Genomic DNA, 15,351 nt, shown 5'->3' with positions numbered 1-15,351 from the left:
TCAAGAGCAGGACTGAGTGCGCAGGGGAGGATCAGCCATTTGACTGCGCTGTGTCAGCGCCCGGAGAGCCGAGGGTTGAACCGGACTGTGGCGTATCGGTGGAGCCGGATGTGACGCCAGTGGACTGTCCAAGTTCTTCTTGTGCAGCAAGAGCTCGCGCCAACGCGTCGTTGAGCTTCTTCTGGGATTCGCCGTAGGCACTCCAATCTCCGCTACTCAACGCTGTTTGTCCGGCTTGCATGGCCGCTGAGGCGTCGGTCAGTGCTTGGTTCAAGCGCTGTTGAGCAGTTTGGGTGACGGTGTTTGACGTATCGTCGCCTTCTGCGGTTTCTCCCCCTGCGTTGTTCGCGACTGTTGCGGCCGAGTCACCGCCGAAGGTCTGATCCAAGGATTCTTCCAGAGTCGGCGCGAAACCGACCTGGTTACCGAAGGCAGTCAGGACTGAACGCAGAACCGGGTAGGACGCTGAGCCGGTGCCCTGGACGTAGACGGGTTGGACGTAAAGCAGACCGCCACCAACGGGCAGAGTCAAGAGGTTGCCTCGAATAACCTGCGAATCCGCTTGATTCAACAAGTTGAGCTGGCGCGCGATGGTCTCATTCGAGTCATATGCGTTCTGCACCTGGCCCGGACCGGGCACGGTAGTCGATGACGGCAAGGCTAGCAACCGGAGCTTTCCGTACCCGTCGCGGATCTTTCCGGCCTCGTTCCCTGTCTCTGAGTCGACGGCGAGGAAGCCTGCCATTGCTTCACGCTTGGATTCACCACCGGGAACGAACACGGAGGTCAGTGAGAACTCTGCGGTTTCCTGGGTTGGCATCTGCATTGTCAGGTAGTAGGCGGGCTGAGCCGTCACTCCAGACGAGACTCCGCCCGACTGCGATGCGTTCGAGGAGGCGGACACTGCGGTTGATGTTTCTTCGGCGAGGCGCCAGCGGTCACCACCGGCGTAGAAGTCGGATGCGTTGGTGACGTGGTAGCTGGTAAGAAGTTCACGCTGAACCTTGAACATGTCCTCCGGGTAGCGCATGTGACTCATCAAGTCACCGCTGATTCCGCTCAGGGGTTCGACACGACCCGGGTAGATCTTCATCCACGTCGAGAGGATCGGGTCTTCCTGATCCCACTGGTAGAGGTGAACGGACCCGTCGTATGCGTCAACGACGGCCTTCACTGAGTTGCGCATGTAGTTAATCGTCTCGGCGCGCACATACTCGCCGACTTGCGAGGATCGGGAGTCAACGGTTGAGCTGGACAGGGACTGGTGTTGCGAGTAGGGGTAGGAGTCTGTTGTCGTGTAGGCATCAACGATCCAAACCAGGCGCTTCTCGGTTGACGGATCCCCATCCATGTCAACAACAGCCGGGTAGGCTTCCTGTTCCAGAGTCAGGAACGGGGCAACCTTTGCGACGCGATCCAACGGATCACGGTTGTAGAGGATCTGCGAAGCAGAGTTGGTCTGAGACGAGAAGAAGATGTCGGTGGAACCAAACTTGATCGAGTAGAGGAGCTTATTCCAAACGTTGCCGACGCTTGGGCCACCGTCGCCAGTGAAGGTTGTGGCAACCTGACCGCCTTGGACATTGTCATCCGGGTAGTCGAGTTCTTGCGGATCGCTACCTTCCGGAGCGCCGACAATCGAGTAATAGGGGGCGTTCGGGGAGAAGTAAACGCGTTCTTCGTAGTCCCCCATTTCGCCGACCGAGGGCACCGACTGCTCCCAGTATGAGGGCAGGCCATCAGAGTTCAGCGAATTACCGTAGGCGGCGACAACACCGTAGCCGTGCGTATATACGGTGTGCGTGTTCACCCAGGTCTGCTGTTCTGCAGACAAACCGGCGAGGTTCATTTCGCGCACTGCAATGACTGTGTCTCGACGCTCGTCACCGACCGTGTAACGGTCCACGGACATTCCTGAATCGAAACCGTAGTAGGGACGCGACTGTTGCAGCTGCTGGACGGTCTTCGTGATTACCTGCGGGTCAAGCAGACGAATCTGCGACGTTGATTCAGAATCTTCGCGCAACTGTCCGGGCTGAGCGCTGGTTGCGGCGTCGTAGTTCGTGTATTCCAGATCATCGAGGCCGTATGCTGCGAGGGTGGCATCAATGTTGTGCTGAATGTATTCAGATTCCAGGGCTCGTTCGTTCGGGGTGACGCGGAACTGCTGGATGAGCGCGGGGTACGCACCACCGATGATGACAGCAGAAATCACGGTCACGGCAACACCGATCGTGGGTAGACGCCAGGATCCCCTGAACGCTGCGACAAGGAAAAGCAGAGCGATCAAGAACGAGATAACGGCCAGGATCGAATGAGCTGGAAGCGTTGCATGGATGTCGGAGTAGAGGGCGCCATCAATATTGGCGCCGTCTTGGGTAAGCAGGTCATAGCGGCCGAGCCAGTAGTTCGCTCCGATGAAGAAGGAAACCAGCGCAGCGAAGACGCCCGTCTGTAGACGAGCGGGCTTTGACGCGTGAGGACGCGGAAGCAGGCGAACGGTGCCGTACACGTAGGAGACAACGAATGCTGCAATCAAGCAGAGAATCGAGATTTTCAGCAGGAACCCGACCACTAGTTTCAGCATCGGCATTGTGAAGACGAAGAAGGCGATATCGAAACCAAACTGAGGATCCGTCTTCCCGAAGGGCGTCTGATTCACGAATTGCAGAACCGTTTGCCAATCATTCGCCAGGTTGACACCGTTCGTGAAACCGAGGAACAGGGCGACCGCCCAGAACGCGATACGACGAACCGGGTCCAGTGCCTTCTGGTATTCGCGAAGGGTTGCGGACGCTTGACCTCGCGTGGAAGCTTCGCGATGCTTATACGCGTAGTTGAGCGACCAGAGAATCAGGCCGGTCACGACAAGGAAACCAATGACGAAAAGGCCGGCGTGAGCGATCCATTGGGTCAGCACGATACGCACTGAATGCATCTGACGGAACCAGAGGATCTCGGTCCATACGACTGAGGCCGCATAGATGATCGCGCCAATTCCAACCAGAATCAACAGCGTCAGAGTCATTGGGCCCAAACGCGGACGGTCAGTATTGTTCCCTCCCCTCTGTGGCTTCATTGACTGAGGTTCGGGCATGGGAAAGGCGCTCACAGCGTCACTCCTCTACGTTGATTATCGTGCTCTCATCCTACCCGTGGCGTGCGTGAGAGTGCGCGACGAGGCTCCTGTTGGAACGCTAGCCTTGACTGGCATTCATCAGAACTCACAATTCGTTGGCACCTTTGCGTGCTTGACGTGAGAACATACATTCCATGACTATCGAAGAACCTCAGATGCCGAGCGCGCGTCAGATTGCACTTGCGAATGTTGTTGTCGACATTGAACGTAGCGCCGCACGAATCGGTTGGGATCATGCCCCGTCGCTCTATGCGCTTGTCCACACGTCCCAGCTTCTTGCCCAGCCGGACTTGCCCGAGGATATTGCTCAGCAAATCCGCAAGGGGTGGGATGGGAGCGAAGAACACCTGTCTGCCGTGATTCAGGAAGATCTTCGGGAAGACGACCTTGAAGAGGTGCTCGGACATCTTGGCTGGCCAGAGCAGGTTGCTGGTGCTGCGATTACGGTTGAGCGTCTTGTCGTACCCCCGGAGGTTGAAGATCAGGCTCCCGAAGATCCTGAAGAAGCCATCCAGTTCATTTCGAACCACCCGTCACGCGCGGATGTTCGTCTTGCTGTTGGCGCGCTTCGCACCGGTGAATCCTGGTGTGCTCTGCGGACGAAAGCATTCGACTCTGACGACAAGGTTGGTCAGGGAACAAACCTTGTTCCGAACCTCGTCGATGCTCTTCTCGCATCACTCGAACCGGACGTCGGCTGACGGCCTTTTCTGAACATCACTCGCAGGTCGGTAGGGTATCCCCCTGGCCGGCCGCGATTGTTTCTACGGCAGTTCTGGCTTCTGACAGGGTCGAGACAGAGACGACACTGAGACCTTCGGGGGCGTTTCCGACAACTTCATCGCAGTTCGAAGAGGGGGCAAGGAACCACGAAGCCCCGTCGCGCTTGGCTCCCCACATCTTCTGCACGATGCCACCGATTGCACCCACGTCACCGTCGTAGGACATCGTCCCTGTTCCGGCAATGCTCTCAGTTCCTGCAAGGGCACCTGGGGTCATGCGGTCGATAATTCCCAGCGCAAACATCATGCCTGCGCTGGGACCGCCCACGTCTTTCAGATTGAACTGAATATCAAACGGAAGCGTGGCTTCAACAGACAGGTAAACGCCTAGGCGGGAGCCGTGCTGTCCTTCGGGAGCGGCCACCGTCGTGATCGGAATATCGACCTGTTCCCCGTCGCGCTCAACGGTCAATGTCAGTGTTGTGCCGGCGGGGATAGTCTTGACCAGCGCAAAAACAGTTGAGGCTCGATCAATCGGATGGACGACTCCTTGGGCGTCAGTGAGTGACACAAGCAAGTCACCCGATTGAACGCTATCCTCTGCGTTTGTTCCTTTGACTGCCTGGACGACACGCACCGATGCGGGCACGTCCCAGCCAAGCGATTCCAGAGCCGCGACTTCCGCGGTCGACTGCGAATTCGACATCAGCGCTGATTGGGCTTGGTCAACCTCTTCTTGGCTGACATCCGAGGGATATTCCTCTTCGTAGGGAACAAGGACGGACTTCGAATCGAAGTAGCCCATGACCAGCTCAGCAAGATTCAAACGGGCACTCGGCCCACCTCGTTGAGACACTGTTACCATCCGAAGCTGTCCGACACCGTCCTCAGTTTCCGTCGAGGGTTCAACAGCGACGGACTGTCCCGAATCAGGGTCGGTGCCGGAGATTGCGATCAGGTCGGTACCTCGATATGACCCAACGACGTTGAACGTCGGTCCGGGCGATTCCAACACATACGGCATTGGTATGACGAACAGCGCGACTCCTAGAATCACGCCACCGGCAATCGCAGCGGTGGTGGGACGACTCGGCATCCATTTCTTTACCCGCTGACTGGGGGTGTCGGCTGTGTTTTCTAACCGCACCATGGCGTCTTCAAGCTCGCCGGTGAGGAGGCGGTGATCCTGCTGTTCATCAATACTCACCGGATCATTGTCACCCATGGTGTACCCCAGGGGCACGCTGGGATGCCTATTTCAGTGTTTTCCGATTCTGCTTTCAGCGCACGCCCATAGTTCATCGCGCGATTCCTCAGGTGGCGCGGGTAGGCTCACAGTATGAACGAGGACGAAACGTTCCCCCAGGACAATCCATTCGAAGACTTTCTGCGCAATATGCTCGGTGCCAACGCAGCGGAAGAAGCAATGCGTGCGTTGAACGCACAAGGGTTCGATCCTTCAATGTTGCCTCCGGAGGTTCAGAATCCAACCGCTTTGAACGCCGCACTAAAGCAGATGCAGTTCTTTATGAGTACGTCCACGGGTCCCGTTGATTGGCGAATCGTGAATGATTCTGCACGGCAACAGATCTACTCCGCGGGCGATCCAGCTGTGAGTGCAGCCCAGGCGGGGCGCGTACGTCAAGCGTTGAGCGCTGGCGACTTGTGGCTTGATACGGTCACTGATTTTACCCCCGGACAGGTCGAGCGGGCGGCGTGGAGTCGCATTGAGTGGATCGAGGTCACCCTCAATCAGTGGAAACGAATCTGCGAACCAATTGCGTTGAATGTTTCTCGTGCGCTCACGTCTGTGATTGAAAACCAGATGGGCGAGATCTCAGGTGATCCTTCGTTTCTTCCTGAGGGCAGTGCGTCTATGGCAAGCCAGTGGAAGAGCCTGATTCCGAAGCTGGCGACGATGATGTTTTCTTCCCAGCTTGGAATGGCATTGACCGCGCTTGCGCGTGAAACCTTCGGCACGAATGACGTGGGTATTCCCCTGTTGACGAAGCCGACAACCGGTTTGGTGGTGTCGAACGTTGAGGATTTCGCAGACGGGCTGGATATTCCTTTCGAAGAGGTTCTACAGTTCGTTGCTGTTCGCGAGTGCGCTCATCGTCGTCTTTTCGCTTCAGTTCCGTGGCTTGAGGGCGATCTGATGCGAGCCGTCGAAAACTACGCGACTCATATCGAGATCGACATGGAAGCTCTTTCTGACGTTGCCCGCACGTTGGATCTAACGAATCAGCAGTCAATCGAGCAAGCCCTGTCGGGTGGCGTGTTCGCGATGAATATTTCGCCCGAGCAGAAGCGTAGTTTGGAGCGTCTTGAAACGATGCTTGCCCTGATCGAAGGCTGGGTTGAAGTTGTGACGGCTCAAGCGACTGCCCCGTATCTTCCTCACGCCGATCAGTTGCGCGAAATGATCCGTCGTCGTCGCGCTACCGGCGGCCCAGCCGAGCAGATGCTAGGTCAGTTGATCGGATTGCAGATGCGTCCGCGTCGTGCACGAGGCGCCGCATCGATCTTCAGTCTTGTCGCAGCCGATGGTGGGAGGGAAGCTCGCGATAACCTCTGGTCGCATCCTGACATGGTGCCGACGCAGGCAGAGCTTGATTCTCCCGACACCTTCTTGACGATCCGCCAGGCGGCTCGTGAGCAGGACGCGGATATCGATGCTGCTCTCAATGCCCTGTTGGACGGCACGATGGGGTGGGCTGAAGGGCTTTCTCCGGAGAGTGATCCCGAGAGTGAAACGTTGGCGCGGGCAGGATTTGCTCCAGATGCTCCGGACAATCAGGCCGGGGATCAGTTCAATGATTCTGCTGACGGTTCTGAAGACAAGGATTCTGATCCTTCTTCGGGGGATACTCAGGCCTAACGATGAAGCCCATCATCACCTCCGCGCCGATGCTTGTGGATAACTTTTTCGCGCGAGCACGCTCGTCCTGTGGATAAACGCTGGGCCGGGTTGAAGGCTGACATACTCATCGCCATCGAGTTCTCACGAAGAGGTGTGCGATGAAGTTGAAGCCCGGCGTCACGGTGTTGAGGGTTGGGGATCATTCGGTCCAGGTTGGAACAGATCACGGTCACCAAATGGTGCTTCGTGGCCTGCATGATCGTCAGATCAATGCCTTGATCGCTTGCAGTCATCATTCTGTGTCTTTGGATGCCGATCAGGATGATCCTTTGCCGAGCACTTTGCCGATTCGTCTTCGAATGCGCCTGCAACACGCTGGGTTCTTAGAAGATGTCACTCTGCCCCAGCACCTCGCGTTGACGTTCACCGTCTTCGATGACGTATCTGTGCGAGTTTTGGATCTGGTGAAAAATGACTTCTATCTTGAGGTCATTCCCCTGCAACCACGTCGGGTTGATGACCGGCTTGCCAGGGTGATTGGTGAAGGCTTTCTAGGGTTGCCACTGAAGCGGTCACTATCACATCGTTATGACTTACTCCCCCGGTACGTGCCTCATTCTCATGGTCAAAGTGAGGCTTTAACGATTGTGTCCTCTCAGCGTTTCCCCGCGTTCGAAGACTCCTGGATGCTCGTGAAAGAAGATATCCCCCACCTTCTGGTCACTGAACTGGAAGACGGCTATGACGTCGGGCCTCTTGTCATCCCAGGACTCAGTGCGTGTGGAGCATGTTTACTCTCCCAAGAAAACGCTAGGGATCCTGATTTTCTTGATCACCGTAAGACGGCGATGAGGACACCATTGGTTGCTCCCACACCTCTTGCCGCCCATGGCGCAGCCTGGTCGATTGCTAGGTTTATCCAGACTTTTATGGGGAATGATCACCTGATGACATCGGGTATTCACCATATTGATGCTCGCGGTGGCTTTTCGATACGACAAGCTGTACCTCAAGCGAATTGCGGGTGTAAGGAGAGCAGTCTAAGCGACCGTACTTCCGATCGATAGTACGAAGAGAACGTATTAAAGAAGATCGTCCTTAGTCACTTCAACTGTTTCACCGTCCAGGATTGCTAAAACGGATGATCCGAACGCATCTGCTTTGATCTCGCCGATGCCGGAAATCCCAAGAAGCTCACGATGGTTCTTCGGACGCTGTGTCGCAAGCTCACGGAGCGTGAGATCCGAAAAAACCGTATAGGGGGGCTTACCAGCGAGCTTTGCAACATCACTTCGCCACGAGCGGAGGGCTTCGAAAAGATCGAGGGTCTCTTTCGACGCTGTTGCTTGGAACTCGCGTATCGCCTGCTTCGATGATGATGCGTGAGCGTGAGCGGGCTTCTTCGTCTTTGCCGAGGGGCTCTGCGGCCACACGCTGTTCAGCAGGCGACTACGTTTACGCTTCGAACGATCCCCGTCACGCCGGCTTCGCGCCCACGAGAGCTCAAGAATATCCCTCGCACGAGTGATACCAACGTAGAGAAGGCGACGTTCTTCTTCGATTGCTTCGGGGGTCTTAGCGTAGGAAATAGGGAGCAGACCTTCGCTGAGCCCCGGCATAAAAACGGCTGACCATTCCAGCCCCTTCGCCGAGTGAAGAGTCATTACTTCCACGCCTTCTTTATTTGGCTCTTCTGCAGCCTTGCGCTTGTGCGTGAGCTCTTCAATGAACCCAGCAAGATCCGGAGCAGATGAATCAGTAGCCAATGCGATCAGCGTATTGAGGTTATTCCAGCGTTCAAGCGCATTTGCTCCATTGGGAGCTTGAGGCGTCCAGCCGATGGCTCCCAAGTGTTCTTCTATTTGGTCGCGCAGGGAGCCAGAGGCATCCTGGCCAGACTTCGACACCGCAATCAGATGGCTGACTGCACGGCGAACTGATTCTCGATCAAAGAATGGGGTCTCGTCTTGAAGAGCAATCGGGATCTGACGCGCTGAAAATACTTCTTCGTAGAGTTCGGATTGGGCGTTGATACGAAGGAGAACAGCGATATCGTGGGCAGGTGTTCCACGATGTATGAGCTCTTGAATCTTCGACGCGATGGCTTCAGCTTCTTCCCTATCCGACGAATAGCTTGCGAATTCAACATGCGCGCCCGAAGGTCGTTGAGAGCTGAGCGTGACAGCGCCACTGGTTTTTCCTGCCCCCAGCATAACCGAGTTAGCAACATCAACAATTTGAGGCGTCGACCGATAATCTCTGGTCAGTTCAAGGACGTGCGCCCCCTTGAACTTCTTTGGGAAATCGACAAGAAATGATGATTGAGCACCAGCAAATGAATAAATTGTCTGGGCAACATCACCAACGACACACACGTCGTGACGATCACCGATCCATAGATCCAACAACGAGTGTTGCAGGCGTGACACATCTTGGAATTCATCAACCACGAAGTTCTGGTACTGGTTACGCACTTGCCTGGCGACGTCAGGGCGATCCTGCATGATGGCGGCCATCAAAATAAGGACGTCTTCAAAATCGATCGCACCACGTTCACGCTTAGCATCCTCATACAGGCAAAGAATCGTTGCCATCTCATCAGCGCTTAAGCCATCTGGAACAGGGTGTCCGTCGCGCACTACTTCGCCGTAGCGCTCTGCGTCAACCATCGACACTTTCGCCCATTCAATTTCGGCGACAACGTCACGGAATTCAATATTTCCCTGCGCTATTCCAAGGCGGGACATCACGGGATAAACAAGCGATGACTTACTGGGGATGATCTCTGGAATCTGACCACCAATTGCTGTTGGCCAGAAGAATTTCAGCTGACTGAGCGCAGCCGAATGGAAGGTGCGAGCAGGAACTCCGGGAACGCCAAGCTGGGTAAGTCTTTGCCCCATTTCAAAAGCAGCGCGACGCGTGAACGTCACTGCAAGAACCGAATTTGGCGTGAACGCACCCGTTGCCACACCGTACGCAATGCGATAGGTGATCGCACGTGTTTTCCCTGTCCCTGCGCCGGCAAGAACAGCCAATGGCCCTTTCACTTGCAGGGCAACAGCGCGCTGATCCGGATCAAGCGCATCAAGAAGAGCATTCGGGTCTGGCACATTCATAGAACGATTGTCCCACTGACCATGGAGAAACCAATGTGCATCATGGGCGCCGAAGCGGGTCAAGCGAGCTTGGGCTCTCAGGCAAGTCGCTTCCATACCAGTCCACAAGCAGGGCATACGCAATGGATGTTGGGCCCGGTGTACTCACTTCACCGCTGTGAAGAGCATCGCGCAATTCACTCCGACTAAAGAACCGCGCCCATTCGATCTCTTCCCCATCGGGAATCGGCACAACCGGTGTTCCAACAGCTACTCGCGCGGTGTACCCAATCATCTGCGAACGAGGGAACGGCCACGGTTGTGTCGCCTGATATTCAACGCTGGCCACATCCAGACCAACTTCTTCTTTAACTTCGCGAATAACTGCATGTTCAGGCGATTCTCCGGCCTCGACAAAACCGGCGATCAGAGAACACATTGTGGTGCGCCACGCCGTATTGTGCGCAAGCAACACACGATCCTCATCATCGTGGATGCGCACGATAACTGCCGGGTCCTGCCGCGGATATTCCACGTGCCCACACCCGGAACACTCCGTCGCCCAGCCACTCAGAATCGAGCGAACAGGCTTCCCACAACGAGCGCAGAAACGGTAGGAGGCATGCCAAGTAGCAAGAGACACACCCACTATCGCAACCCCAGAATCCGAAGCACCCAACATATGCCCACCCCATCGCAGGTGAACCCACTGCACGCCCGGAAGCTCAGCGTCATTGTCAAGGCAGAGCACAATCTGCCCCGCCCCATCATCAGTGGCACCAACGAAATAGGCGGGGGCGGCCTCGTCGATCAGAGAGAGGGCGACCGGGGTGGAAATCGTTGCCAACTCAATCTCTGCACAGGCATCGCGAACTGGAATAACGCCGATCGCACCATTTGGCTTTACTACAACTGCGCGGACGGACGACAGTCCTGCGCGATCCTCTTGGCTCACCCCTGCACCCAAAGCCTTTACGCCGCGTTCAAGGAGCGCGCGTGGGCTGACATTCTCACGCACGGAAACCAGGGCGCGAGGAGTTAGCCGGACAAGGGGAAGGTGAAGTGTCATACCTCAACGCTAGCCCTCCTGGGGTCCGCTTCGCGAAGTGAACTAGGCTGGAGGCATGACTCATAATGTATCTCGCGCCGATGGGCGCTCATTCGACCAGCTCCGTCCCGTTTCCATGACCCGCGGTTGGGCGGGCGTCGGCGAAGGCTCCGTCCTTGTCGAGTTCGGAAATACTCGCGTCCTCTGCGTCGCCTCGCTGACAGAGGGCGTTCCGCGCTGGCGTAAAGGGAGCGGAGAAGGTTGGGTCACCGCCGAATACTCGATGTTGCCACGCGCAACCGCTGAACGCTCACAGCGCGAATCCATCAAGGGCAAGGTTGGTGGACGCACGCAAGAAATCTCACGCCTCATTGGTCGAAGCCTGCGCGCAATCATTGACGTGACAGCTCTGGGCGAAAACACGATCGTCCTCGACTGCGACGTTCTGCGCGCAGACGGTGGCACTCGCACCGCGTCCGTGACCGGCGCCTACGTTGCACTGGCTGAAGCGGTCCGCTGGGGCACCGAAAAGGGTCTCATCACACCAAAGGCTGGCACGTCCGTGCTGACCGACTCCGTGTCGGCGATCTCCGTTGGCATTATCGACGCCACCCCGATGCTCGACCTCCCCTACGTCGAAGACGTCCGTGCAGAAACTGACATGAACATCGTTCAGACCGGCAACGGCAACTTCATCGAGGTTCAGGGCACTGCCGAGCACGCGCCCTTCAACCGTGATGAACTGGGCGAGCTGCTTGACCTGGCAGCGATCGGCAACGCGCAGCTGGCCGATCTGCAACGTCGTTGTTTGACCGCTGGCGAACTTGAGACGGTCACCCTCTGATGACGACCCCCAAATTGCTTTTCGCCACCGGCAACGCCCACAAAATTGCGGAGTTGGAAGCAATTCTGGCTCCCGCATACGCAGGGTACGAGGCCGGGATCATTGCCAAGATGAGTGACTTTGATGCGCCCGAACCGGTAGAAGACGGTGCATCTTTCGAAGAAAACTCTCTGATCAAAGCTCGTTCTTTGGTGAAGCTGACCGGGTTGCCGGCGATCGCGGACGATTCCGGTTTGTGCGTTGACATTCTGGGTGGAGCGCCCGGCATTTTCTCTGCTCGCTGGTGTGGCCACCACGGTGACGATGCAGCAAACCTAGATTTGCTCCTTGCTCAGTTGACCGATGTGCCAGATGCGCTACGAGGCGCCGCATTCGTCTCTGCCGCTGTATTGGTTCTGCCTGACGGGCGCGAGTTCGTTCAGCGCGGAGAGGTCCGTGGCACTTTGCTTCGTGAGCGCCGTGGTACCGGCGGATTTGGCTACGACCCGATCTTCGTCGCCGACGGCTTTAACGTGACGACAGCGGAAATGACGCCCAAGCAGAAGAATGCGATCAGCCATCGAGGCATTGCATTCCGCGCCCTCACTCCTGCGGTTGTCGATGCGCTCCAACAGAGTCAGTGATATCAATTCGGGCATTAGCCCTTAATTCATCCTTGTTTCAGTAAGCAGGCATGACAGGAGAGGCGATGCCACCGGTGGCATCGCCTCTCCTGTCTATTGAGTTGTCACGCTACTCACGCTACCGAGAGCGCTGTTATCACCAAGCCGGTTTCAGCGGGCGACCAGATTGCCGTAAATCGGGCGATCCATGCAGAACTGCAGTTCATCACGCTGCTGTTTGCGATAGCGAGTGACATAGGAACGGAAGCAGTCGAGCTGACGACGGACCAATGACATCATGACGTTTCTCCATTCAACTCTGTGTCGCAAGCCTCACTGTTCACGACTTGATACATATAAGTATGTACGCCACTCACATACAGTTCAATTGAACTATTCTTTTTTGTAATTTAAGTTTTACTTAAGAAGTAGGAGCTCCGATGCATCTCGATCCAAAACGACTCCAAGTTCTTCTTGAAGTTCACCGCGAAGGTGGAATCGTCGCCGCGTCAGACTACCTCGGGGTCTCCGCATCAGCGGTGTCACAACAAATCAAAAAACTCGAGGAAGAAGTCGGTCTGGACCTCGTCGACCGCAACCCAGCCGGCGCTCTTCTTACCCCCGCCGGGCGCATTCTTGTCAACGGCGCCGAACGCATCGAAAACGACCTTAACGACATTGCCCGAGATCTTCGCCCCATCGCCGGGCACCTGACCGGTATCGTACGCATCGGCGCTTTTCACACGGTCATTCGTAACGTTCTCCTCCCCCTCACCTCCCAGCTGGAACAAGACCTTCCCGGCGTCGAAATCCACATCGATGAATCCGACGAAGGCCCCGGCATGACGAAGATGCGTTCGGGCGAGTTCGACCTGCTCATGCTGGAACGTGACACCGCCCCCGGCAACGCGCCACGCGGCTTCACCGATGTCCAATTCATCGACGAACCCTGGGTACTGGTCAGCCCCTCCAACGCCCCGCTAGTGGGATCCGAACGCGACCTTGCCGACGTCCAATGGCTCCGGGTCGCACCAAACACGATCGGCGCACTCCCCATGCAACGTGTGGTAGCTGCAACATCGCACATCCACTGGGTGCCCTACTCGTACATCAACTACGAAGCCGCACACGCCCTTATTCGCGCCGGTAAAGGCTCAACGATCATGCCCTACATGGCTATCCGAGGAATTGCGCTGGGAGGTATGCGTGTCACGACTCTGCCAGCACTGGGCTTCAGGCGCATTTTGGTGCGTCACCGCAACGGAGAAGATTCACCGAACACTGCAACCGGCCAGGTCCTTGCTGCCCTATTCCAGTGGGTTGCAACCCACCACAATGACTGGCGTGGCAACATATACGAGACCACTCAGTAGCAGTCCCAGCGATGAGCGCTACTTGCCACCCACCACGAACGAAGATTCAAGGCAGGCGAAATCAACGGGACCAGACCAGGTCTGACGCAGTTCAGCAAGCACCTGTTCAGTTTCTGTCCACGGCTGAATGTGCGTCGCAACCAGTCGACCAACATTGGCTCGCGTCGCAAAGCTACCTGCGCGCACCCCATCCATGTGGATTCCACGAACTGAATCTCCACAAGTGAAACCGACTTCGGTCAGAAGAAGATCCACGTTCATAGCTCCAGCATCGATACGAGGGCTTTCATCCGTATCGCCGGTGAAGAACATCGACACCGCGGTCGACGGATCTGACTGGCTCGGCCCCTCAATACGCGTTCCGAACGAGGGAATTGTGTGGATCCCCTTGAACGATGTCAGAGTCATCGGACCAATCTGATAGGACTGGCCATCTTCAACGGTTCGAATATCGAATTCATTCGCGTACAGCTCCTCTTCGACAACACCGTCGATCTGGCGGATACGTTCCAACAGACCTTCGGGACCGACAACCATCAGCGGAGGCAAATCAGAGCCGGGGCCCCACTTGCGGTACACCTGTAGCGAGATGATGTCAGCCATATGGTCAGCGTGGCAGTGCGAAAGGACCACCGCATCAATATCGCGGGGGCTAATCCGACGCCAGAGAGCACCGAAAGAACCGGGGCCCATCTCGAGAACCACGTTCCACACGCGATCCTCACCGGTGCTCGGATCAACGCCGTTCGCTTGAACCAAGTAGCACGAGGCCGGAGACTTCGGACCGGACATGGAACCGGTGCACCCGATCGTTGTCAGTTTCATTGGGCACTGACTCCTGACGCAATCGAGATTTCTTGCACGTTGCCAACTTCGGGGCCAAGGAAACGCCGGGCCAGACGCGGGAACGTATCGCCGGAGTCGGTTGTCATGAACTGGTGATGGGGTCCTTCACCTTCGGCCCATGGTTCATGCAAGAGATCGCGGTCGGTCAGTTCGTTGTACGTCACGTTGGCAGTCGCTTCTGACGAGGTCACAAGGGACACTCCTTCGCCCATGACACGGCCGATAACGCCGGTCAACAACGGGTAGTGCGTGCATCCCAGGATAAGAGTGTCGACGCCATCGTCCTTGAGTGGCTGAAGATACTCGCGCGCGACAGCTTCCAGTTCAACTCCAGTTGTCACACCACGCTCTACGAAGGGAACAAAATCAGGGCAGGCCTGCTGTGAAACATGGAGACCCGGAACGGCCGCAAGTGCGTTTCGATACGCTTCCGACTGGATGGTTGCCTGCGTACCAATCACGCCAATACGACGATTCCTCGTGGTCGCGACAGCCTGCCTGGCGGCCGGAGTGATGACCTCAATGACAGGGATATGCGCGTCAATCCAGTAGCGTTCGCGCGCATCTGAAAGGGCTGCAGCCGTTGCCGTATTACAGGCGATCACCAGTGCTTTCACACCACGGGAAGCGAGTTCATCCAAGCATTCCAATGTGAAGCGACGCGCTTCTGCAATTGCCCGAGGCCCATAGGGGGTGTGGGCGGTGTCGCCGAGATAGAGGATTTCCTCGTCCGGCAATTTATCGATGACGGCACGCGCGACGGTCAGGCCACCGAGGCCAGAATCAAAAATACCGATAGGCGCGTTATCCATGCTT

Annotated in this window: 13 protein-coding genes; 6 read left to right on the top strand and 7 right to left on the bottom strand. The window is 56.5% G+C overall.

Annotated elements, in window-relative coordinates; all coding sequences use genetic code 11:
• Window positions 1-31: 31 nt before the first annotated feature.
• Window positions 32-3,112: a UPF0182 family membrane protein gene (locus PG731_RS04870; protein WP_442952648.1), complete on the bottom strand. Its 3,081-nt coding sequence runs from the start codon at window positions 3,110-3,112 to the stop codon at window positions 32-34.
• Window positions 3,113-3,273: 161 nt separating this feature from the next.
• Between PG731_RS04870 and PG731_RS04865 the strand changes: the two genes are divergently transcribed.
• Complete coding sequence (locus PG731_RS04865) at window positions 3,274-3,840, top strand: PPA1309 family protein (protein ID WP_270772514.1); 567 nt, start codon at window positions 3,274-3,276, stop codon at window positions 3,838-3,840.
• Window positions 3,841-3,856: 16 nt separating this feature from the next.
• Here the strand turns inward: PG731_RS04865 and PG731_RS04860 are convergent, their stop codons facing one another.
• Window positions 3,857-5,068, bottom strand: a complete 1,212-nt coding sequence (locus PG731_RS04860) for a YlbL family protein (RefSeq protein WP_270772512.1) — start codon at window positions 5,066-5,068, stop codon at window positions 3,857-3,859.
• A 132-nt stretch (window positions 5,069-5,200) separates the two neighbouring features.
• On the opposite strand from PG731_RS04860, the gene PG731_RS04855 reads away from it, so the two are divergent.
• Window positions 5,201-6,742 carry a zinc-dependent metalloprotease gene (locus PG731_RS04855; protein WP_270772510.1) on the top strand — a complete coding sequence of 514 codons (1,542 nt, stop codon included), beginning with the start codon at window positions 5,201-5,203 and terminating at the stop codon, window positions 6,740-6,742.
• A gap of 140 nt (window positions 6,743-6,882) precedes the next feature.
• Window positions 6,883-7,791, top strand: coding sequence for a hypothetical protein (locus tag PG731_RS04850; RefSeq protein ID WP_270772509.1), 909 nt, complete (start codon window positions 6,883-6,885; stop codon window positions 7,789-7,791).
• A 15-nt stretch (window positions 7,792-7,806) separates the two neighbouring features.
• On the opposite strand, the gene PG731_RS04845 is transcribed toward PG731_RS04850, so the two are convergent.
• Both PG731_RS04845 and nudC read right to left on the bottom strand, forming a co-directional pair.
• Window positions 7,807-9,843, bottom strand: coding sequence for an ATP-dependent DNA helicase UvrD2 (locus PG731_RS04845; RefSeq protein ID WP_270772507.1), 2,037 nt, complete (start codon window positions 9,841-9,843; stop codon window positions 7,807-7,809).
• A 40-nt stretch (window positions 9,844-9,883) separates the two neighbouring features.
• Window positions 9,884-10,891 (bottom strand): NAD(+) diphosphatase, encoded by a 1,008-nt coding sequence (gene nudC / locus PG731_RS04840; protein WP_270772505.1) that lies wholly within the window; start codon window positions 10,889-10,891, stop codon window positions 9,884-9,886.
• 55 nt (window positions 10,892-10,946) lie between these two features.
• Here nudC and rph point away from each other — a divergent pair, with 55 nt between their 5' ends.
• Both rph and rdgB read left to right on the top strand, forming a co-directional pair.
• The gene (gene rph / locus PG731_RS04835) at window positions 10,947-11,714 is read left to right on the top strand and encodes a ribonuclease PH (RefSeq protein ID WP_270772504.1); all 768 of its coding nucleotides are present in this window, start codon (window positions 10,947-10,949) and stop codon (window positions 11,712-11,714) included.
• Window positions 11,714-12,337: an RdgB/HAM1 family non-canonical purine NTP pyrophosphatase gene (rdgB, locus tag PG731_RS04830; protein ID WP_270772503.1), complete on the top strand. Its 624-nt coding sequence runs from the start codon at window positions 11,714-11,716 to the stop codon at window positions 12,335-12,337. Before rph ends, rdgB begins: the two co-directional genes overlap by 1 nt.
• A gap of 150 nt (window positions 12,338-12,487) precedes the next feature.
• Here the strand turns inward: rdgB and PG731_RS04825 are convergent, their stop codons facing one another.
• Window positions 12,488-12,616, bottom strand: a complete 129-nt coding sequence (locus PG731_RS04825; RefSeq protein ID WP_101627932.1) for a histidine kinase — start codon at window positions 12,614-12,616, stop codon at window positions 12,488-12,490.
• Window positions 12,617-12,756: 140 nt separating this feature from the next.
• Here PG731_RS04825 and PG731_RS04820 point away from each other — a divergent pair, with 140 nt between their 5' ends.
• Window positions 12,757-13,689, top strand: a complete 933-nt coding sequence (locus PG731_RS04820) for a LysR family transcriptional regulator (protein WP_270772501.1) — start codon at window positions 12,757-12,759, stop codon at window positions 13,687-13,689.
• 18 nt (window positions 13,690-13,707) lie between these two features.
• On the opposite strand, the gene PG731_RS04815 is transcribed toward PG731_RS04820, so the two are convergent.
• Together PG731_RS04815 and murI are read right to left on the bottom strand one after the other, a co-directional pair.
• Entirely contained in the window at window positions 13,708-14,514 is an 807-nt protein-coding gene (locus PG731_RS04815) for an MBL fold metallo-hydrolase (protein WP_270772500.1), read from the bottom strand.
• Window positions 14,511-15,347, bottom strand: coding sequence for a glutamate racemase (gene murI / locus PG731_RS04810; RefSeq protein ID WP_270772499.1), 837 nt, complete (start codon window positions 15,345-15,347; stop codon window positions 14,511-14,513). The genes PG731_RS04815 and murI overlap by 4 nt, the downstream gene beginning before the upstream one ends.
• Between the last annotated feature and the right edge of the window lie 4 nt (window positions 15,348-15,351).

It is taken from the genome of Pauljensenia sp. OF14-1SRA (assembly GCF_027694595.1).
GTDB lineage: Bacteria > Actinomycetota > Actinomycetes > Actinomycetales > Actinomycetaceae > Pauljensenia > Pauljensenia turicensis_B.
The sequence above is the reverse complement of the archived record's forward strand: the minus strand, read 5'-3'. Positions and strand labels throughout refer to the sequence as shown.

Bases quoted from the DNA above. Each gene is read 5' to 3' on its own strand.
- PG731_RS04865 (WP_270772514.1), top strand. From the start codon at position 3,274: ATGACTATCGAAGAACCTCAGATGCCGAGCGCGCGTCAGATTGCACTT.
- PG731_RS04855 (WP_270772510.1), top strand. From the start codon at position 5,201: ATGAACGAGGACGAAACGTTCCCCCAGGACAATCCATTCGAAGACTTT.
- PG731_RS04850 (WP_270772509.1), top strand. From the start codon at position 6,883: ATGAAGTTGAAGCCCGGCGTCACGGTGTTGAGGGTTGGGGATCATTCG.
- PG731_RS04845 (WP_270772507.1), bottom strand. From the start codon at position 9,843: ATGAATGTGCCAGACCCGAATGCTCTTCTTGATGCGCTTGATCCGGAT.
- nudC (WP_270772505.1), bottom strand. From the start codon at position 10,891: ATGACACTTCACCTTCCCCTTGTCCGGCTAACTCCTCGCGCCCTGGTT.
- rph (WP_270772504.1), top strand. From the start codon at position 10,947: ATGACTCATAATGTATCTCGCGCCGATGGGCGCTCATTCGACCAGCTC.
- rdgB (WP_270772503.1), top strand. From the start codon at position 11,714: ATGACGACCCCCAAATTGCTTTTCGCCACCGGCAACGCCCACAAAATT.
- PG731_RS04825 (WP_101627932.1), bottom strand. From the start codon at position 12,616: ATGATGTCATTGGTCCGTCGTCAGCTCGACTGCTTCCGTTCCTATGTC.
- PG731_RS04820 (WP_270772501.1), top strand. From the start codon at position 12,757: ATGCATCTCGATCCAAAACGACTCCAAGTTCTTCTTGAAGTTCACCGC.
- PG731_RS04815 (WP_270772500.1), bottom strand. From the start codon at position 14,514: ATGAAACTGACAACGATCGGGTGCACCGGTTCCATGTCCGGTCCGAAG.
- murI (WP_270772499.1), bottom strand. From the start codon at position 15,347: ATGGATAACGCGCCTATCGGTATTTTTGATTCTGGCCTCGGTGGCCTG.